Origin of the sequence: Pseudomonas sp. NPDC089530, assembly GCF_050280705.1 — a bacterium.
Taxonomy (GTDB): Bacteria; Pseudomonadota; Gammaproteobacteria; order Pseudomonadales; family Pseudomonadaceae; genus Aquipseudomonas.
Map to the genome: position 1 here is coordinate 1 of NZ_JBNNVU010000006.1, position 19464 is coordinate 19464.

General features: G+C 65.1%; 14 protein-coding genes, 1 rRNA gene and 1 pseudogene. 5 read left to right on the plus strand and 11 right to left on the minus strand.

Features of this window, described 5'->3' with window-relative positions:
- The first annotated feature begins 174 nt into the window (after positions 1 to 174).
- Positions 175 to 290, plus strand: a 5S ribosomal RNA gene (gene rrf / locus ACQKQA_RS03720).
- 165 nt (positions 291 to 455) lie between these two features.
- On the opposite strand, the gene ACQKQA_RS03725 is transcribed toward rrf, so the two are convergent.
- The 4 genes from ACQKQA_RS03725 to ACQKQA_RS03740 form a co-directional block, all read right to left on the minus strand.
- Positions 456 to 1631 (minus strand): PepSY-associated TM helix domain-containing protein, encoded by a 1176-nt coding sequence (locus tag ACQKQA_RS03725; protein WP_427553665.1) that lies wholly within the window; start codon positions 1629 to 1631, stop codon positions 456 to 458.
- A gap of 64 nt (positions 1632 to 1695) precedes the next feature.
- Complete coding sequence (locus tag ACQKQA_RS03730) at positions 1696 to 4188, minus strand: TonB-dependent siderophore receptor (protein ID WP_427553667.1); 2493 nt, start codon at positions 4186 to 4188, stop codon at positions 1696 to 1698.
- A gap of 102 nt (positions 4189 to 4290) precedes the next feature.
- Positions 4291 to 5292 (minus strand): FecR domain-containing protein, encoded by a 1002-nt coding sequence (locus ACQKQA_RS03735; RefSeq protein WP_427553669.1) that lies wholly within the window; start codon positions 5290 to 5292, stop codon positions 4291 to 4293.
- 5 nt (positions 5293 to 5297) lie between these two features.
- Positions 5298 to 5798 (minus strand): sigma-70 family RNA polymerase sigma factor, encoded by a 501-nt coding sequence (locus tag ACQKQA_RS03740; RefSeq protein ID WP_427553671.1) that lies wholly within the window; start codon positions 5796 to 5798, stop codon positions 5298 to 5300.
- A 313-nt stretch (positions 5799 to 6111) separates the two neighbouring features.
- Here ACQKQA_RS03740 and ACQKQA_RS03745 point away from each other — a divergent pair.
- Together ACQKQA_RS03745 and ACQKQA_RS03750 are read left to right on the plus strand one after the other, a co-directional pair.
- Positions 6112 to 7137: pseudogene (locus tag ACQKQA_RS03745) on the plus strand (HAMP domain-containing protein); the annotation flags it as partial.
- 69 nt (positions 7138 to 7206) lie between these two features.
- The gene (locus tag ACQKQA_RS03750; RefSeq protein WP_427553876.1) at positions 7207 to 7992 is read left to right on the plus strand and encodes a methyl-accepting chemotaxis protein; all 786 of its coding nucleotides are present in this window, start codon (positions 7207 to 7209) and stop codon (positions 7990 to 7992) included.
- A 115-nt stretch (positions 7993 to 8107) separates the two neighbouring features.
- Here the strand turns inward: ACQKQA_RS03750 and ACQKQA_RS03755 are convergent, their stop codons facing one another.
- The 6 genes from ACQKQA_RS03755 to ACQKQA_RS03780 form a co-directional block, all read right to left on the minus strand.
- Entirely contained in the window at positions 8108 to 8572 is a 465-nt protein-coding gene (locus ACQKQA_RS03755) for an SRPBCC family protein (protein ID WP_427553673.1), read from the minus strand.
- Between the two features lie 24 nt (positions 8573 to 8596).
- A complete protein-coding gene (locus tag ACQKQA_RS03760) occupies positions 8597 to 12025 on the minus strand; it encodes an amino acid adenylation domain-containing protein (protein WP_427553675.1) in 3429 nt (1142 codons plus the stop codon).
- A gap of 15 nt (positions 12026 to 12040) precedes the next feature.
- Positions 12041 to 12970, minus strand: coding sequence for a diiron oxygenase (locus ACQKQA_RS03765; RefSeq protein WP_427553677.1), 930 nt, complete (start codon positions 12968 to 12970; stop codon positions 12041 to 12043).
- Positions 12967 to 13743 (minus strand): DUF3050 domain-containing protein, encoded by a 777-nt coding sequence (locus ACQKQA_RS03770; RefSeq protein ID WP_427553679.1) that lies wholly within the window; start codon positions 13741 to 13743, stop codon positions 12967 to 12969. Before ACQKQA_RS03770 ends, ACQKQA_RS03765 begins: the two co-directional genes overlap by 4 nt.
- Positions 13744 to 14471: 728 nt before the next feature.
- Positions 14472 to 15227 carry a thioesterase II family protein gene (locus ACQKQA_RS03775; protein WP_427553681.1) on the minus strand — a complete coding sequence of 252 codons (756 nt, stop codon included), beginning with the start codon at positions 15225 to 15227 and terminating at the stop codon, positions 14472 to 14474.
- A gap of 61 nt (positions 15228 to 15288) precedes the next feature.
- Entirely contained in the window at positions 15289 to 15981 is a 693-nt protein-coding gene (locus tag ACQKQA_RS03780; RefSeq protein ID WP_427553683.1) for a GntR family transcriptional regulator, read from the minus strand.
- A gap of 281 nt (positions 15982 to 16262) precedes the next feature.
- Here ACQKQA_RS03780 and lapG point away from each other — a divergent pair, with 281 nt between their 5' ends.
- Both lapG and lapD read left to right on the plus strand, forming a co-directional pair.
- Complete coding sequence (lapG, locus tag ACQKQA_RS03785) at positions 16263 to 16955, plus strand: cysteine protease LapG (protein ID WP_427553685.1); 693 nt, start codon at positions 16263 to 16265, stop codon at positions 16953 to 16955.
- 14 nt (positions 16956 to 16969) lie between these two features.
- Positions 16970 to 18916 carry a cyclic di-GMP receptor LapD gene (lapD, locus tag ACQKQA_RS03790; RefSeq protein WP_427553687.1) on the plus strand — a complete coding sequence of 649 codons (1947 nt, stop codon included), beginning with the start codon at positions 16970 to 16972 and terminating at the stop codon, positions 18914 to 18916.
- 64 nt (positions 18917 to 18980) lie between these two features.
- Here lapD and ACQKQA_RS03795 read toward each other — a convergent pair whose 3' ends face one another.
- The gene (locus tag ACQKQA_RS03795; protein ID WP_427553689.1) at positions 18981 to 19319 is read right to left on the minus strand and encodes a tryptophan synthase subunit beta; all 339 of its coding nucleotides are present in this window, start codon (positions 19317 to 19319) and stop codon (positions 18981 to 18983) included.
- Positions 19320 to 19464: the final 145 nt, after the last annotated feature.

The window sequence follows — 19464 nt, forward strand, 5'->3', positions numbered from 1 at the left end:
TGAAACGATGCATCGCCGATGGTAGTGTGGGGTTTCCCCATGTGAGAGTAGGTCATCGTCAAGATTAAATTCCGAAACCCCAATTGCGAAAGCAAGTGGGGTTTTGTTTTTGTAGAAGTTACTGATTTTGCTGGCACGTTCGGCCCTTGAGCCAACGGTCCGGCCACAGAATTTCTTGACGACCATAGAGCATTGGAACCACCTGATCCCATCCCGAACTCAGAAGTGAAACGATGCATCGCCGATGGTAGTGTGGGGTTTCCCCATGTGAGAGTAGGTCATCGTCAAGATTGAATTCCGAAACCCCAACTGCGAAAGCAGTTGGGGTTTTGTTTTTGCACGTCCGAAAACCCCGTGGCTTACCTTCAAGCCTGGTTTCCAGGACACCCGCTGGAGGTAATCCCCCAGCGGCACGCCACTGAACAACAGAGCGCCCCCTCCGCCCTGTCTCCCCTTCATCGCTGACGCAGTCTGCTGCTTCTGCGAGCCTGCCACTTACGCCACCAGATGTAGATCCCGGTGACGGACAGCAGCGCAATCACCAACCCCAACACCGCAATCAACACTTGCCCGGTAAGGCCGATGATCCGCCCCCCATGGATCGGTAGCTGCAGCCGATAGAAGCGTTCGCCCAGGGTGCCTTGCCCGGCGATCTCCTGCCCCAGCAGGCGCCCATTCGTACCGTGGAAGAACAGCCACGACTTACCCTGCGCCTCGGTATCGTGCTGCCCGAAGCCGGCGCCATAGAAGTTGTATTCGAAGCTGTAATACAGCTCGCCGATCGCCGCAGTCAGGCCCAGCCGCTGGCCTTCCTCCCGAGCCCGCTCATACGCCTGTTGATAGCTGAGTCGGGTAACCCCCAACCGATCGCTGGGCATGCGCCCACGGGCCTCATAGACGCTCGGTTCGATCGGCGAGAACAGGGACACCACCGGCTTGAACACTTGGCTCGGCAGGTTCATCGCCACGCTGCTGATGGCGATCGGCAGCAGCAGTAACCACAGCCATAAACCGCTCGCCCGATGCAGATCCATGGTGAGGCGATAGGCATGCCCGCCCTTGATCTTCCAGGCGGTCGACCACTTCTTCCAGAACGGCCGGCCGCGGGGCAGGGTGAGGAACAAGGCGATGAAGCAGTCGATGACCCAGAAGATGGCCACCAGCCCCATCAACAGCAAACCCCAATTACCCGGCAACGTCAGGTTGTAGTGGAACTCAAGCATGAAGGGGATCAGGTTTTCCTGCTGAAAACAGCAGGCGCCCCAGAACCGCTGGCCAGTCTGCTCGCCACTGACCGGGTCCAGATAGAACACCTGGTTGGGCTCGTCGAACGGCTTGCCCGTGGCTGGATCGTTGCGGGGCACCGCGGCCAGCAGCGAGGTATGCCCGCGCTCGTTGGGGTACTCCATGTACCAGACCTGCAGGCGCGGATGCTGCGCCTGCACCTGGTCGACCAGGGTTCCAGGCGGTAGCGCTCGACCCTCGGTGGAGGCTTTGTAGAAACCAGGGTTGAGCCATTCGTCCAGCTCGTGATGGAAGGCCAGCAGGCTGCCGGTCAGCCCTGCCAGCAGGAGAAATACCGCCGTGGCCAGGCCGATATAACGATGCAGTAGAACCAGGATTGCGCGCATGGAATTGTCCCGTGGAAACGACAAAGCCAGCGCAGGCGCTGGCTTTGGGGGAGTCGACAAAAGATCAGAACTGATAGCTGACGGTGGCCGCGACGTTACGCTCCTCGCCCATGTAGCAGAAGCTCAGGCTGGCACAGGAGGCGATATAGGATTCGTTGGTCAGGTTGTTGGCATTGAGTCGCACATCCACGCCCTTCAGGCCGACCTTGCCCAGGTCATAGCCGACGGAAGCATCGAATAGCGTGTAGGACGGTACCTTCATGGTGTTCTCCGCATCCGCCCAGCTGTAGCCCACATAACGCACGCCGCCGCCCAGGCGCAGACCGTCGAGCGCCGCGCTGTCGAACCGGTAGTCGGCCCAGAGCGAGGCCATGTGGCGCGGGGCCTGGGTTGGTGAGTTGCCCTTGTTCTCGATGATGTCGGTGGCGGTGCTGAGGGTGCTGATCATCGACTTCGAGTACTCGATATCGGTGAAGGTGTAGCTGCCGAGCAGCTTGAGGTTGTCGTTCAGTTGCAGGTGCGCTTCCAGCTCCAGGCCTTGGGAACGTACGGCGCCGACCGCGCGGTAGAAGTTTTCCTGGGGCAGCTTGGTGGCGAGGTTTTCCTGGTCGATGCGGAACAGGGACGCGGTGTACAGGTCGTCCGTGCCCGGTGGCTGGTACTTCAGGCCCAGCTCCCACTGCGTGCCATCGGTCGGTGCCAGCGGATTGCCGGCGCTGTCTGCGTAGGAGTTGGGGTTGAAGGATTCGGAATAGCTGATGTACGGCGCCAGGCCGTTGTCGAACAGGTACAGCACCCCCGCGCGCCCGGTCAGCTTGGTGCGTTTGTCGTTGATCTCGGTGCCCAGCGGGCGCGCGGCTTCGGCCAGGCGGTTCTCGTCCGAGGTCTCCACCCAGTCCTGGCGCAGGCCCAGGGAGAAGCGCCACTGGTCCATCTCGATCAGGTCTTGCAGGTAGACGCCGGTCTGCTCGAGGCGGCGCAGGTAGCTCAGCGGGTCGTAGTAAGTGATGGCCGAGTTGCCGTAGACCGGATCGAACGCATTGATCGGCGCCACCGAGCCGCTGGTCCAGTCCACCACTGTCTTGCGCCGCTGGTAGTCCGCGCCCAGCAGCACCGTGTGTTTGGTCGCGCCGGTGAGAAATTCGGCCTGCAGCATGTTGTCGACGATGAACGCATGCAGCTGCTCGTCGCCGCCGGTGTAGTAGCGGTTCAGCTCATTGCTGGTCGGTGTGGTCCAGCCATAGCCGTAGACCTGGTCCAGCTTCACCTTGGAGTCCAGGTAGCGGAAGTTCTGCCGTGCGGTGAAGACATCGTTGAAGCGATGCTCGAACTGATAACCGAACGACTGCTGGTCGCGCCGGTAGCGGTCGATGCCCGGCTCGCCTTCGAAGAAATGTTCGGAAATGCGCTGGCCGTTGCGCGGATGCAAGGCGCCGTCGGCCGGCATGCCGCTGTGGTAGCCGCCGTCCGGATCGTGCTGCAGGTACGCCTGCAGGGTCAGCGAGGTGTCGTCGCTGAAGTCGATGCTCAGCGTCGGCGCCAGGGCGTAGCGCTTTTCCTTGTTGTGGTCGAACTGAGTGTCAGACCGGTCCGCCAGCCCGGTCAGGCGGTAGGCGATGCGTTTGTCGCCGTCCAGTGGGCCGCTGAAGTCGAAACCCATGCCGCGCTGGCCCTGGGTGCCGACCGTGGCCTGGATCTGGTGGTAGGGCTCGTACAGCGGCTTCTTGCTGGTCAGCGCCACCAGGCCGCCCGGGGAGCTGCGGCCATACAGCACCGACGACGGGCCCTTGAGGATATCCACCCGCTCCAGGAAGTACGGATCGACCTGCATGGTGCTGTAGGTGCCGCTGTCGCCCATGGATTTGAGGCCGTCGAGGTAGATGTTGTCCACCGAACCGTCGTTGAAGCCGCGCATGGCCACGTAGTCGTATCGGTGGGTCGCGCCGTAGGGATTGGTCAGCACGCCGGGGGTGTAGCGCATGGCCTGGGACACGGTCTGCGAACCTTGGTCGTCCATTTGCTCGCGAGTCACCACGGACACGCTCTGGGAGGTTTCCAGCAGCGCGGTACTGGTCTTGGTGGCGATCTGGCTGTGGGTGGCGTTGTAGCCTTCCATGCTGCCCAAGGCATTGCCCAGGGCGAACCCCTTGATGTCGGTGGTCGGCAGCGCCAGGGCACCGCCCTCGGGCAAGGCCCGCAGGACATAGCTGCTGCCGTCCTGGCTCACCGCTTCCAGGCCGGAACCGTCGAGCAGCCGGCTCAGGGCCTGGTCGGTCGAGCAGTCGCCCTTCAGGCCGGCGGACTGGCGCCCCTGGAGCTGCGCCGGGGTCATCGACAAGGTGATGCCGGCCTCGCGGGCGAAGCGGTTGAGGACCTCGCTCAGGGCGCCGCCGGGAATGTTGTAGCTATGGCTCAGGCTTGCCTCTGCCGCCTGCGCCAGGCAAGGCAGTGCCGCGACGCATAGCACTGAAGAGAACTGCACCGAAGAAAGCAGGGCCGCACCCACGGCGTGGCGCAGGGCAGAGGAGGAATCGCGAAGGTTGCTACGCACAGTCATGAAAGGGTTCCGTCGAGTCGCTGAAGGCAAAGGGAAGTGCTTACTGTCCAAGCCGGACTCGAGGGAAAAAGCCGCCAAAAAAAATCAACGAATGGCACCGCCTCAGGCGAGACGTTCCAGGGTCACCCACCAGCGGGTGCGATAACGCAGGCGCACGGGCAGGGTTTGCGGGAGGACCGCCAGCAGTTTGTCGGTGTCCTCCAGGCGGTAGACGCCAGACAGGCGCAGCTCGCCGATCTCGTCGGCGCAGCCCAGGTAGCCGTGGCGATAACGCCCGACCTCCTGGATAAAGTCCGCCAGGCGCATGTTGCGGGTAACGATCAGCCCGTCGGCCCAGGCGCCCACGTCCATATCCAGCGGCGGCACCGGCACGGCCTGGGAGGCGCTGACCCGATAGTTTTGCCCGGCCTGGACCCGGGTCGGCGGGCTGTGCGGCGCATGAATGGTGACGCTGCCGGCCGTGACGCTCAGGCGCGTGCAGTCGCCCTCCAGGCGCACCACGAAGCGCGCATCGACACCTTCGAACAGCCCATGGCGAGTCCGTACCAGCAACGGCCTGGTGGTGTCCGCCTGCGGGTCTGGCCCGCAGGTCAGCATGATTTCCCCACGGCTGAGCTTGATCAAGCGCTGCCGGGCATTGAAGTCCAGGTCGGCGGCGCTGTCGGTGTTGAGTTCCAGGCGGGTGCCATCGGGCAACTGGAAGCCGCGGCGTTCGCCGGTGGCGGTGGCGAAGTCGGCGTTCCATTGCTGCCAGGCCAGTTGCTCCTTGCCCAGCCAGGCGGCTGAGCCCAGCAGCATGACGCCGCCGAGCAGTTTCAGGGCCTGGCGCCGGCCCAGGCGCTGGGCGCTGTTTTCCAGGGTATCGAAGGCCACCTGGGCGCCCGGCACGGCCCGCAGCTGGCCGTGCAGTTCCTGCTGCAGCGACTGCACCCGCTGCCAGGCCTGCTCGTGTTCGTGATGGGCTGCGCGCCAGGTGTCGCATTGCTGCAGCAGCCGGGGGTTATCGGCGCTGTTGCGCAGGCGCAGCGTCCAGTGGATAGCCTGCTTGACCACCAGATGCCTGGGGTCCGGGGCGCGGCACCGGTTGAGCGATGGGTTATCCACAGGGCTCAAGCCTCGTAGCGCAGCAGGTAGCAGTGGAACAGCGCATCGGCCACGTAGCGTTCCACCGAGCGCAGGGACAGCCCCATCTGTTCGGCGATCTGCTTGTGAGTCAGGCCTTCGCACTGGGCCAGGAGAAACGCCTGGCGTACTTTCGGCTTCAGGCCTTCGAGCAGGCGCGCAATGCTTTCCAGCAGCTCCAGCACCAGGGCGCGGGCTTCCTCGCTGGGGACCTCGGCTGGCGGCAGATGGGCGATGGTTTCCAGGTAGGCGCGTTCGATCTCCTCGCGGCGCCAGTGGTCGATCACCAGGCCGCGGGCGATGGTCCGCAGGAAGGCGCGGGGGGACTTGAGTTCGAGGCGTTCGGTGCGCTGCAACAGCCGGACGAAGGTGTCCTGCGCCAGGTCGGCCGCATCGGCGGCATTGCCCAACCGGCTGCGCAACCATGTGTTGAGCCAGCCATGGTGGTGGCTGTACAGCGCCTGTACCGCGAACTCAGGTGATGACATGGATGCGACTGCCCGGGTGTCACAAATGATAATTAGTCGCATTGTCATCAAGGGGTTTGGATTTTGCAACAGTTGGGGGGCGTCGGCCTCTGGAAAAGCCCGACGCGAGCGCTCTAAATTGCCGTTCAGCAGTTTTTTTGCAGATAAAGCGTACATTTCTGACAAATCGCTAAGATTTATCCTTCTTGTGCCGACAGACAGTGAGACCCATGCGTGCACCAAAGTAGAGCGGCCGTAGAACACCGCCTGCGCTGTTACACGGAAAGTTGCATCCCGTACGCATCCCCACTTTCGGCATAAGAAGTCCCATGACATGAATCTCAAGTTCAGCCATAAAATCCTTTTGGCCGCCTCTGGTGTAGTGGTTCTGGCTTTCGCGTTGTTCACTTTGTACAACGACTACCTGCAGCGGAACACCATCGACCAGAACCTCGAATCTTCCATCGAGCAGGCGGGTGACCTCACGTCCAGCAGCGTCCAGAACTGGATGAGCGGGCGCATCCTGGTGCTGGAGAACCTCTCGCAGAACGTCGCGCACCAGGGCGCCAACGCCGATTTCCCGGGGCTGGTGGACCAACCGGCGTTCACCTCGAACTTCCAGTTCACCTACGTGGGCCAGGCCAACGGCGTGTTCACCCAGCGGCCTGACGCGAAGATGCCCGACGGCTACGACCCGCGTCAGCGCCCTTGGTACAAGCAGGCCGTGGCGGCCGACAAGACCATGCTGACCCCGCCTTACATGGCGGCTGTCGGCGGCCTGGTGGTGACCATCGCCATGCCGGTGAAAAAGAACGGCCAACTGCTGGGCGTGGTGGGGGGCGACCTGAGCCTGGAAACCCTGGTGAAGATCATCAACTCGGTGGACTTCGGCGGCCTGGGCCATGCGTTCCTGGTCAGCTCCGAGGGGCAGGTGATCGTCAGCCCGGACAAGGACCAGGTGATGAAGAACCTCAAGGACATCTACCCGGGTGCCAACGTGCACATCCAGAAGGGCACCCAGGACGTGGTGCTCAACGGCGAGCAGCGCATCCTGTCCTTCACGCCGGTGACCGGCCTGCCGAATGCCGAGTGGTACATCGGCCTGTCCATCGACCGTGAAAAGGCCTATGCCCCACTGGGCAAGTTCCGCACCTCGGCGCTGCTGGCGATGTTCATCGCCGTGGCCGCGATTGCCGTGCTGCTGAGCCTGCTGATCCAGGTGCTGATGCGTCCGCTGACGACCATGGGCCGTGCGATGCAGGACATCGCCCAGGGCGAGGGCGACCTGACCCGGCGCCTGGTGGTGGAGACCAAGGACGAGTTCGGCGAGCTGGGCGGTTCGTTCAACCAGTTCGTGGAACGTATCCACGCGTCGATTTCCGAAGTGTCCTCGGCCACCCGCCAGGTGCACGACCTGTCCCAGCGGGTGATGGCGTCCTCCAATGCGTCGATCATCGGTTCCGACGAGCAGAGCGCCCGCACCAACAGCGTGGCCGCGGCGATCAACCAGCTGGGCGCCGCGACCCAGGAAATCGCCCGTAACGCCGCCGATGCCTCGCAGCACGCCAGCGGCGCCAGCGAACAGGCCGACGATGGCCGTCAGGTGGTGGAGCAGACCATCCAGGCGATGACCGAACTGTCGCAGAAGATCAGCCTGTCCTGCACCCAGATCGAAACCCTGAACGCCAGCACCGACAACATCGGCCACATCCTCGATGTGATCAAAGGCATCTCCCAGCAGACCAACCTGCTGGCGCTCAACGCGGCCATCGAAGCGGCGCGCGCCGGTGAAGCCGGTCGCGGTTTTGCCGTGGTGGCCGACGAGGTCCGCAACCTGGCCCATCGCACCCAGGAATCGGCCGAGGAGATCCACAAGATGATCACCTCGCTGCAGATCGGCTCCCGCGAAGCGGTGTCGACCATGAACGCCAGCCAGGCGTCCAGCGAGGAGAGCGTCGAGGTGGCCAACCAGGCCGGTTCTCGGCTGGTCAGCGTGACCCAGCGGATCACCGAGATCGACGGCATGAACCAGTCGGTAGCCGCCGCCACCGAGGAGCAGACCGCCGTGGTGGAAACCCTCAACGCCGACATCAGCCAGATCAACCTGCTGAACCAGCAGGGCGTGGCCAACCTCAACGAAACCCTGAAGGATTGCGATGCCCTGTCCCTGCAGGCCAACCGCCTGAAGCAACTGGTGGACAGCTTCAAGATCTGATCGGCGAGCTGCACAAAAAACGCGATGCGGTCTGCCTGACCACATCGCGTTTTTTTTGCCCGTCAGCTCGCCGCCACGGATTGTCACGACCCTGCTGGAGCGAGCGGCCCCGGGCTTACTCGAACATCCTCCGCACATTCCCCAGCGCCTCATCGGCAAAGCCCTGCAGGAAGCCCTGGAACGCCGTGAGCTCGGCGCCCCCCTCGGCCGGGTCGGCGACGATGCGCCAGGTGGCGCGGGCCCGTGCGCCGGGCAAGGCTTCGACGCTCATGGCCGCCCACAGGTTGCCGATGCCCAGGGTGTCGTAGATCAGGCTCCAGGTCATGTACCGCGCCTGGTCGTCCCGGGAGTTGAGTTGTTCGATCACGATATGGCCGTCGTGGAAGAACTTCTTGCGCACCGAGCGCACGCCTTCGCCGGTCATCTCGATGTGCGACAGCGCCGGAATGAAGGCCGGGAAGCCGGCGAAGTCGCCGACTATGGCCCAGACGCTGCGGGCGTCGGCGCCGATGTCCACCGTGGATACGACTTCGCAGGCTTGCGGGTTCTTGATCAGGGTGTCGGGTTGCAGGTTGTTCATGGCGTACTCCAGCGTGGGTCGGGTTCAGATGAAGTGGATGTCTTGCAGGTACTGGCAGCCCTTGCGCAGCAGCGCCGGGTCCTTGGGCGGGTAGTCGGCGCCCATGCGCCGCACCCCGGCCTCGGCGTTGGCGTGGCCGATCCGCGAGATGTCGCCGATGTCTTCCTCGAAGCCGTTGAGGTAGAAGCCGAGGACGCCGAACAGCGCGTTGTCGCGGTCGACCCGGGCCAGTTGGCGCTGCCAGTCGGCGACGCTGACCATGCGGAACTCGCGCCCGGCCTCGCGAAACGAGGCGACATAGGCCTCCCAGCTCAAGGGTCGCGGGTTGTGCAGGTTGAAGACCGCCTGGGCTGGCTGATAACGGCTGGCGTGGAAGGCGATGAAGCGGGCGAGGAAGTCCACCGGCATCAGGTCGAAGTTCATCGCCAGTTGCGGCACCTGGCCCAGTTGCAGCGAACCCTTGAGCATCAGCATCAGGCGGTTGCGGTGGGGCTGGCAGACCCCGGTCCGGCTGTTGAAGCTGATGTTGCCCGGGCGATAGAGATTGACCCACACCCCCTGTTCGCAGGCCCGTTGCAGGATCCGCTCGCCGACCCACTTGGACAGGTTGTAGCCGTTGCGCAGGTAAATCGGCGGGGTGGCCGCGGGGGGCTGTTCCAGCACTCGGCCCTGGGCGTCGACGCTGCTGGAGGCGGACAGGGTCGAGACGAAGTTGAAGAGCTTCTTGCTGCGCCCTTCGCACAGGCGCAGGCACTCGAACAGCGGCTCGACGTTGTCGCGCACCAGGGCCGGGTAGTCCAGCACGTGGTTGACGTTGGCGGCGTTGTGCACCAGCGCGCCGTACTCGCGGTCGATGTGTTCGTACACATCAGGCGCCAGCCCCAGCCGGGGCTGGCCGAGGTCGGCGGCATGCACCCGGACCCGGCTCGGGTCCATAGGCTCCAGGCGGTTGTCGCGCAGGGCCTGGGCGAACCGCTCGACGGCCGTTTGCGTGGGCGTTTCCCGCACCAGGCACGCCACCTCGCTGGCACCCTCTTCCAGCAGGGCCTGGACGATGTGCACGCCGAGAAAACTGTTGGCGCCGGTAACCACCACCTTGCGCACGTCGCCCAGCCGGCTGGCCGGTAGTACCTGCAGCTGGAACTCGGCATTGGCGTCGGCGAACACCGGGTCGAGGCGGCTGTCCGGGGCGTCGTGGGCGGCGCCGTCGATCAGGGTCGCCAGGTTGACCAGGGTCGGCGCCTCGATGAAGCGGTTGATCGACGGGCCTCGGCCGAACTGTTCGCGAACCGCCAGCAGCAGGCGCGACAGCAGGATCGAGTGGCCGCCGAGGTTGAAGAAGCTGTCGTCGGTGCCGATGTCGTCGGCCGGCAGTTCCAGCAGTTCGGCCCACAGCGCCAGCAGGCGCTGCTCATGGGCGTTCCGGGGCGGGCGCCGTGGCCGGTGGCGGCATGGTGGACGCGGCAGTTCCAGCAGGGCGCGGCGGTCGACCTTGCCATTGGCGGTGTACGGCATGCTTGGCAGCTCGATGTAGGCGCTGGGTTGCATGTAGTCCGGCAAGCGCTGGCGCATCTGCTCGGTCAGGGCCTGCAGCGTGTCGCCGGGGGAGCTCGGCTGGGCCAGGTAGGCGAGGATCCGGCGCTGCTTGTCGATCACCACCGCCACTTGGCGGAACAAGCGGCTGTCGCGCAGGCAGTGTTCGATTTCCTCGGGCTCGACCCGGAACCCGCGGATCTTCACCTGATTGTCCCGCCGCCCGCAGATCTCGATGCCGCTGTCGGTCCACTGGCCGATATCCCCGGTGCGGTAGACCCGCAGCCGGCGGCCGTCCGGCAGTGCCAGGCTCAGGTAGCGTTCGGCGCTCAACTGCGGATGGTTCAGGTAGCCGAGGCCGACGCCCGGCCCGGCCAGGTACAGCTCGCCGGGGGTGCGCTCGGGCACCGGTTGCAGCTGCTCGTCGAGGATCAGCACCTGGCTGTTGGCAATGGGCAGGCCGAGGTTGCGCGGGTTGTCGTCGGCCCGCAGGCGGCGGGTGGTGGCCAGCACCGTGGTTTCCGTCGGGCCGTAGATGTTGTGCAGCGTGCACTGGTCGGCGAGGCGCTGGATGACAAAGGGTTCGCAGACGTCGCCGCCGGTCACCAGGTGTTGCAGCCCCAGGGGCTGGTCCAGGGGCAGGATGCTCAGCAGCGCCGGCGGCAGGAAGGCATGGCTGACCCGCTGGCGCTGCAGCAGGGCGAGCAATTGCTTGGGGTCGCGCCGCTGATCCTGATCGGGCACCACCAGCAGCGCGCCGCAGAGGAAGGTGGGCAGGATATCCAGCAGCGAGGCGTCGAAGCCGATAGTGGAGAACTGCAGTACCCGGCTGTGCTCGTTGAGCCCGACATGCTGGCTGTACCAGGCGCAGAAGTGGCTGAGGTTGCCCTGGCTGAGCAACACGCCCTTGGGCTGGCCGGTGGTGCCCGAGGTGTAGATCGCCACGCAGGGCGCTTCTGGCGCCTGCGCCTGGCACAGCAGCGGCCGGTTGTCGTCGGCCGTGGCCTGCAGCAGCGGGCGCACATCGAGTTGCGCCAGCTCCAGGTCGCCCAGGTCGGCGCTGCCGTCGTGCAGCAGCAGGGCCGCGCCGGCGTTGTCGAGAATGTAGCGCCGCCGTTGCGCCGGGTGCTCCGGGTCCAGGGGCAGGTATACCGCGCCACAGCCGAGGGTCGCGAGAAGGGCGGCATACAGCGCCGCCGACTTGGGCAGGCAGAGGCCGATCACCGGCGCTTGCCCGGGGCCCACCGGCAGGAGCCGCAGCATCTGCCGCTGCAGGTGGCGGCTCATGCGGTGCAGCGTCCGGTAGCTGTAGTCGATGCCCTGGATATTCAGGGCCGGGCGCTGGGCGAAGGCCAGCAGGCTCTGGTCGAGGCGCCGGGCGATCGGCACCTGCATCTCCCGCAGCAGCGCCGGCGCAGCTTGCTGGTTGTGCCGGTGCTCGAATGCCAGCGCGTCCAGGTGCTCCAGGCCCAGCAGCGGTTCGGCGGGCTCGGCCAGTGGCGCGAGCTGCTGGAAAAACGCCGAGCTACGGGAAAAACCACTGACCAGCCGGACGCTGCTGGCGACCAGCCGGGCCACGGCGCTGCCGCGCAGGGCCTGGCCATTGCCGCTGGCTTCCAGGGGCAGGGTCGCCTGCTCGATCAGCCGGGCGCCGTACCGCAGGAACAGGCGCACCTGGGGCAGCCCGGGCGCCGGCTGGGCGATCAGGGCGATGCGCAGGTGCAGCCGCGCCGTGTCCGCCGCGAGCCGGGGCGCATCCCTCAGGCTGCCATCGTCGATCAGCAGGTCGGGCGTGCGCCCGCTGGCGACGGCCTGCGGCGCGTCCAGGCGCTGCAACAGATGGCCATGGCGCTCCAGCTCCAGGGCCAGTTCGTTCAGGGCCTGGCTGCGGCCCGTCAACACAATATCGAGGCGTCTCATGTTCGGATCCCTCCGTTAGGGCAGGTAATCGGCCAGGGCGTCCCGGACGCAGGCCGAGTCGAGCATCGAACTGCTGCGGAAGAAGCGCAGGATGTTGGCGATCAGCGGGTGATGGCGGTGGATCGGGTAGGCCAGGCCGGTCGCTTCTTCGCGCAGCGCCTGGCGGACCGGCGCGGCGACTGGCAGTTGCTCGATCAAGTGCAGGTCGAAGCGCTGCTGGATGTCGTTGGTCAGGTACTGGGCGATGAACACCGGCAGCACCTGGGCGATCTGCTGGCGGTCGGTGTCGCTGGCGCCTTGCCAATAGATGCGCACCAGCCGCGACCAGAACCCCGAATGCCGCCCTTCATCCTGCAGGTGGTCGGCCATCAGGCCCTTGATCGACTGCTTGACCGTGTCGTCCTTGGCGAAGGCGGCGACATCGTTGGTCACGGTGTTTTCGGCGATGGCCACGCAGATCAGCTCCACCGCGTCGCGCAGGTGGTCGGGCGCCCGCTCCAGGGCGGCGGGGATGGCGCGGCTGAGCTCGATCTCCCGGGGCAGCTCGATGGGCTCGATGCCGCTCAGGGCGATGGTCTGCTGCATGAAGTCCATCGCCACCAGCGCGTGGTAGTCCTCGTCCACCACCACGGTCATGGCGTCGTAGCGGCAGGCGAAGGGGAAGGCGATGGCGAAGCGGCCCTTGGCGATGCTCCGGGCCGTCTTGTCCACCAGCTCGGTCTCGAAGATCACCACGTCGTTGATGAACTTGTAGAGGCTCTGCACCAGCACGAAGTCCCGCAGGTGGGCGCAGTGTTCGAGAAAGCTGCGGCTGTGCACCAGGGGCTGGCGGCTCAGGGGGTAGATCAGCTGGTCGTCGTCCTCCAGCAGGCGCCGCGGGCGGGTGCGGATGGTCGCACGCTCTTCCCAGGTGTCGGCGAAGGACTGGTAGTCGAGGGCGTTCATGCACTCACCCCGATTGCCGGTTCGGCCATGCTCAGGCGCAGCCCGTCCCACAGGGCGATGCGGCTGTCCACCGCGGCGATGGCGGCGGCGTACACCTCCCGCTGGCGCTGCGGGTCGCCGTCCACCAGCCGTTCCAGCAACCGTTGCGCGGCCGGGCCGTGGGCGTTGGAGTCGACCTCGATATGGCGTTGCAGGTAGTAGCGAAAGGTCGGTGCCTGTTCGATGCCGATGCCCCAATCGTCGAGCAGGCGTTGGAACATCCGCGGGATGACGCTTTCCCGGCCATGCAGGAACGCTGCCGCCACGCAATGGACCGGGGCCTGCACGGCGGTGTGCAGGGTCTGGCGGACAAAGGCGCGGGCGGCTGGGGCGGCGTCGACGCTGTGCAGGGCGAGGTCGAAGCCCACGCCTGTGCGCTGCAGGGCCACGAAGCGTTCCACGGGCCGGGTGGCGGCGCCGACTTCGCGCATGGCATCCAGGTACAGCTCGAAGTGGCTGTAATAGCCCTGGCCGGGGCGCTCGTCAGACTCCTCGCCGAGCACGATCTCATTGATCAGCCGCGCCGCGCCGGGGTCTTGCGGCGGTAGCCAGGGCAGGCCGGTGCAGGTCAGTTCCTGTTGCAGGCGCTTGGTCAGCGACATGAAGTCCCACACGGCGAAAACATGGGTCTGCATGAAGCGTTGCAGCACCGCGAGTGTGTTGATCTCGGCAAAGATCGGGTGGGCACCGAGTGTGGCTTTCCTGGTGTCGAGAAGTTCTTGGCTGGCGTTCATCTGGACTACCTGTCTGGATAAGTTGCAGTGCGATTTATTGGCCGGATAGTTCCGGTTCGCAGGCGTTGTAATAAGTACTTGTTTATTGTGGGCGAGCAGGGGCCTCAAACCTGAATGGGCTGGGTCGAAAGTTGTTTGGCGCTGGCCGGTCTATTCGTTATGGAGCCGGGGCCCGGGCATTGCTTCGGGCAGGCCTGGAACGCCAGCTGGCCAGGTGTTCGTGAACGAGTGCTCGACATTTCTCAAGGCCGGCGAAGAAAAAACTAGTACAGGGAAAAGTTCTGGGCAAGTTGTTTTTTCAATACTTTTTAGTTGGCTGTTTTTAAGGCGCGACAAGTTGCGGTAAAACTTTAGTTTCAAGTTTTATCGGGATGAGGTTGCCCCTTCCAACTTATATAAGTCAGAATTTTTAACGCTGAGTGAATGCCTCACTCGAAGCAACTTTCAAATGCTGAGTTGCAGTCGTTGACTTTCCGGGAGAACGCATCCGGGAGCCGGTCCCGGCCTTGTCCTCCAGTCATTGGGCTCCTTGCGCGGGGCTGCAGATCGACGTGCCGCGGGCGAGTTGCCGTGCCCACGTCCCTTTTCCAGTCGGCGACAGCAAGAGTGGGCCTAAATCGACCGCTGAGCCATCGTCGGCAGGGCTATGCAGCGATGGAGGCAGGAGCCATGCCGCCGTTCGCTCGGGCGGGGGCGGGCGAGAGGCTGATGGTAGAGCGCGCCGCGGACTATTCGCCGAGCAGGCCCAGGTGGGTATTGATGATCTGCAGCAGGCGCTGGCGCTGGGACTTGATGAAGCAGTGGTTGCCGGCCACCTCGATCAGCTCGAATTCACGGCGGGTGAACTCGCACCAGTTGGCCATGTGGCTGGCGGTGGCCAGCGGGTCCTCGCTGCCGTAGAGGGCGGTGAGGGGAATGTCGAGGTTATCGCTCGACCGATCGCACCAGGACTCGAACAGCTTCAGACCGGCACGCAGCAGCCTTTCGTACCGATCGCGGCTGGCCTGGTCGCGGAGGATTTCGGTGGGGGTGGCGCCCAGCGACAGCATGGCTGCGTGAAAGGCCATGGCCGGCAGGGTGTGCAACAGCGGCCGGGAGGCGGGGCTGTCCGGGCTGCGGCAGGCGGAAATGAACAGATGGCGGGTCTGCCCGGGGTAGTGCGCCTGGGCCCACTTGGCGGTCTCGTAGGCCAACTGTCCGCCCAGGCCATGGCCGAACAGCGCATGGGGTTCGGCCAGCAGCGGGCGTAGCACGGCGAAGGTCTCGCTCAGCAGCGGTGGCCAGTCGTCGAACAGTGGTTCGGCCTGGCGGCTGCCGTGGCCGGGCAGCCGCACCAGCACCAGTTCGATATGCCCGGCCAGCCCGTCGGACCAGTTGCGCAGCTGTTCCGGATCGGCGCCGGTCTGCGGAAAGAAGATCAGCCGGGTCCGTACTGGCTGGCCGGAGTTGAGCACCATCAGCCATTGTTTATTGGGAGCGTGCACTGCTTTTCCTTAAGCCGGTGTGCCGGTTATCGAGTGATACGGTGTGGTCGCCGTGACAGCCTCAGCTCTGGGCGGGCCGCTCGAGGTAGTGGCGAATGGTGATCTCGGCTTTTTCCAGATGGCCGCGCAGTATCTCCAGCGCCCGCTCGATGTCCTTGGCCTCGGCGGCGTCGGTCAGGGCGTTGTGGTCGTCCTGGGTCAGCTTGCCCAGGCCCATGGAGGATAGATGGAAACGCAGGAAGCGCTCTTCCTCGTTCAGCTCGAGCTCGATCAGGCGCAGCAGCTTCTGGTTCGGCGCGCGGTGGTATAGCGCCATGTGGAACAGGCGGTTGAGGCGGCCGAGCTCGGCGTAGTCGGTTTCGCTTTCCAACTGGGCGATATAGCCCCGGGCCTGGGCGATGTCCTCGGCGTCGAGCAGCGGGATCGACAGGCGCAGCGCCTCCAGTTCCAGCAGCAGCCGCAGGCCGTAGGTTTCCACGGCGTCGTAGCCGATCAGTTCGGCGACCACCGCGCCCTTGTGTTGCACCACCTGCAGCAGCGATTGCGCTTCGAGCTGGCGCAAGGCTTCGCGCACCGGCATGCGGCTGACGCCGAACAGGTCGGCCAGGTCCTGCTGGCGCAGCGCCGTGCCGCTGGGCAGGCGGCCGTCGAGAATCGCCGCACGCAGGGTTTCCTCGATCACCGAGCGCGCGAGGTGGGCGGGGATCGGCCCGCTGACTGCGATCTTGCTCAAGGGTCTCGGTTTGTCGATCACGTTAACGCTATCCTGTTTTCAATGTTGCTTTGGATCCAATGGACGCTAGATAGCGCCCTGTTGCTTGTCAAACCAGGCGCCAGCCGGGCTTGTCCCGGATTTTGCCGGCGCCGATTCTCGGGGCAGCCCTCTCGCGGCTCAAGCGCCGGCCGATAAACGAACAGGTTTCTGCTTTCAGCTTAGCGTTTCCCGGAGGGCGGTGATTGTAAGGTGCCATTGTCTTTTGCCAGCCCAGCCTGCACCATCCTTCGACCCCGACAGTTCCCATGGACTCTTCGCATTTGGCGGCACGTTTAGCTCTTTCTCGGACCTTGCGCTGGTCGTGTTCGGCGCTGCTGCTGGCCGGCGTGTTGCTGGGCAGCCTGCAGGCCGACTGGGACTTCTCGCAGATCAGCCGCCGCGCCACGGCGCTGTACGGGCCGCTGGGCGAAGGGCAGAAGCGCATCGACGCCTGGCAGCAACTGCTGGCGACCCAGAACCAGGCCAGCGAGCTGGAACAGCTCAAGGTGGTCAACCTGTTCTTCAACAAGCACATGCGTTACGTGGAAGACATCGACCTGTGGCATCAGGTCGACTACTGGGAAACCCCGGTCGAGGCCCTGTGGAAGGGGGCTGGCGATTGCGAGGACTATGCGATCGCCAAGTATTTCAGCCTGCGCCACCTGGGGGTTTCCAGTGACAAATTGCGCATCACCTACGTCAAGGCCCTGCGCCAGAATCGCGCGCACATGGTGTTGACCTACTATTCAAGCCCGGAGGCCATGCCGTTGGTCCTCGACAGCCTGGTCGACGCCATCCAGCCGGCCAGCCAGCGTACCGACCTGCTGCCGGTGTACTCCTTCAACGCCGAGGGGCTGTGGTTGCCGGGCGCCAAGGGCAACAAGAAGGTCGGTGACACCAAGCGCCTGTCCCGGTGGCAGGACGTGTTGAAGAAAATGCAGGCCGAAGGTTTTCCGGTCGAGACGACTCACTAGGAGCACGAGCTCAGATGTCTTTGTTCAAACAACTGTTGATCGCAATCTGTCTGTTCCTGGTGGTCGCCTTCAGCGGCAGCTTCATGGTCAGCCTGGAGAGCTCGCGGACCCAGTACGTCAACCAGCTGCGCTCCCACGCCCAGGACGCGGCCACGGCGCTGGCCCTGTCCCTGACCCCGAATATCGATGACCCGGCGATGGTCGAGCTGCTGGTCAGCTCGATTTTCGACAGCGGTTACTACTCGAGCATCCGGGTGGTCAACCAGGTTTCCGAAGAGGTGCTGGTCGAGCGCAACGGCACCCCCGAGGTCGGCAATGTGCCGGACTGGTTCGTCAAGCTGATCGGCCTGGAGCCGGCCGGCGGCGATGCCCTGGTCAGCCGCGGCTGGCAGCAGGCGGCGCGGGTCGAGGTGGTCAGCCATCCGATGTTCGCCGTGGCCAAGCTCTGGCAAAGCGCCCTGGGCAGCCTGACCTGGCTGTTGCTGTGCGGGGCCGTGAGCGCGGTGCTGGGGGCCTTGCTGCTGCGCCGCCAGCTCAAGCCGCTGGACTACATGGTCAAGCAATCCCACGCCATCGCCCGCCGCGAATTCCTCAGCCTGCCCGAATTGCCGCGTACCCCGGAACTGCGCCGGGTGGTGCAGGCGATGAACCAGATGGTCGAGAAGCTCAAGGCGCTGTTCCAGGAGCAGGCCGAGCGCAGCGAAAGGCTGCGGGCCGAGTCCTACCAGGACAACCTGACCGGCCTGGCCAACCGGCGCTACTTCGAGATGCAGCTCAACGCCCGGGTGAGCAACCCGGAGCAGGCCAGCTCCGGCTATCTGCTGTTGCTGCGGGTCAAGGACCTGACCGGCCTGAACCAGCGCCTGGGCGGGCAGCGCACCGACCAGTTGCTCCAGGCGGTGGGCGAACAATTGCAGCGCGAGTGCGCACGCTATCCGGAAACCCACAACCTGGTGACCCGCATCCGCGGCGGCGAATTTGCCGTGCTGGCGCCGGGGCTGGTGCACGAAGAGGCGCTGCAACTGGCGCAGAACCTGGAGAAGGCACTGGCCAGCCTGCACGCCACGGGCGCCACCGATGTGGCCTCGGTGGCCTCCATCGGCCTGGTGCCCTTCGCCCATGGCGACTCGCCCCAGGCGGTGCTGAGCCTGGGCGACCAGGCCCTGGCCCAGGCCGAAGCTCAGGGCGACTCGAGCTGGGCCTGCCTGGACCATGGCGCGGCGGCCAGCATCGGCGACGATCATCACGCCTGGCATACCCTGCTGGACAGGGCCCTGAGCCAGCAGCGCTTCGAGCTGTACTTCCAGCCGGTGGTCGCGACCCGGGACACCGCGCTGGTGCTGCATTACAAGGTGCTGTCACGGCTGCTCGACGAACAGGGCCAGACCATCGCCGCCGGGCGCTTCCTGCCGTGGCTGGAGCGCTTTGGCTGGACCGCGCGCCTGGACCTGCTGATGCTCGAACAGGTGGTCGAACAGATGACCGGGCACCAGGACTCCCTGGCGCTGAACCTGTCGGCCGCGACCCTGGCCGATCCCCAGGCCTTGAACAAGGTGTTCGAGATTCTGCGCCAGCACGCCAACCTGGGCACGCGCCTGACTCTGGAGATCGGTGAAGAGCAGCTGCCTGAACAGGCGCTGCTCGAGCAACTGACCCGGCGCCTGCGCGAGCTGGGCTTCTCCCTGAGCCTGCAACGCTTCGGTGGGCGTTTCAGCATGATCGGCAACCTGGCGCGCCTGGGCCTGGCTTACCTGAAGATCGACGGCAGCTACATCCGCGACATCGATCAGGAAAGCGACAAGCGCCTGTTTATCGAAGCGATCCAGCGCGCCGCCCACAGCATCGACCTGCCGCTGATCGCCGAGCGGGTGGAAACCGAAGGGGAATTGCGGGTGATCCGCGAGATGGGCCTGTACGGCGTCCAGGGCCGCCTGTTCGGCGAACCCGCGCCCTGGCGTTGAATTGACGACAGCGCCGGCCCGCCGGCTCCCGCAGTAGAGGCGGGAGCCGGCGGGCCGGTGCGTTTCAGATCAGGCCGGTTTCGTCGTCGTTGATCAGATGGCTCAAGCCACCCAGGGCTTCACGCGCGTGGCTCCGGTCCAGCAGCTTGGCCTGGGCCGCCGCCGGCAGGTCGGTGATGCGGATCACCCCCTTGCTGGTCAGCACCTGGATCAGGTCGTCGAGGACCCGGATCATCTCCAGGTCGCTCTGCTTGAGCTGTTTGAGGCTGACTTCCACCACTTCGTTGGCGTACCACTCCTGGACCTCATGGTGGTCGGCCGCCAGCGTTTCCGTGGCCTCGGCGTAAGGCGCGGGTTCCACGCGAACCAGCTTGCCCTGTGCATCGCGTTGCACGTAGAACATGAGAAATCCCTCGAAATATGGTCCGGCATCAGGCTGTCGGTGGCATAGACCACCGCGCGCGTTGCTCGCGAGTATGCAGCCAAAGCGGCGCAACCGTCACGACCGCAAGCACCGGCCACCCGGGACGGGTGGCCGGGAGGCCGTG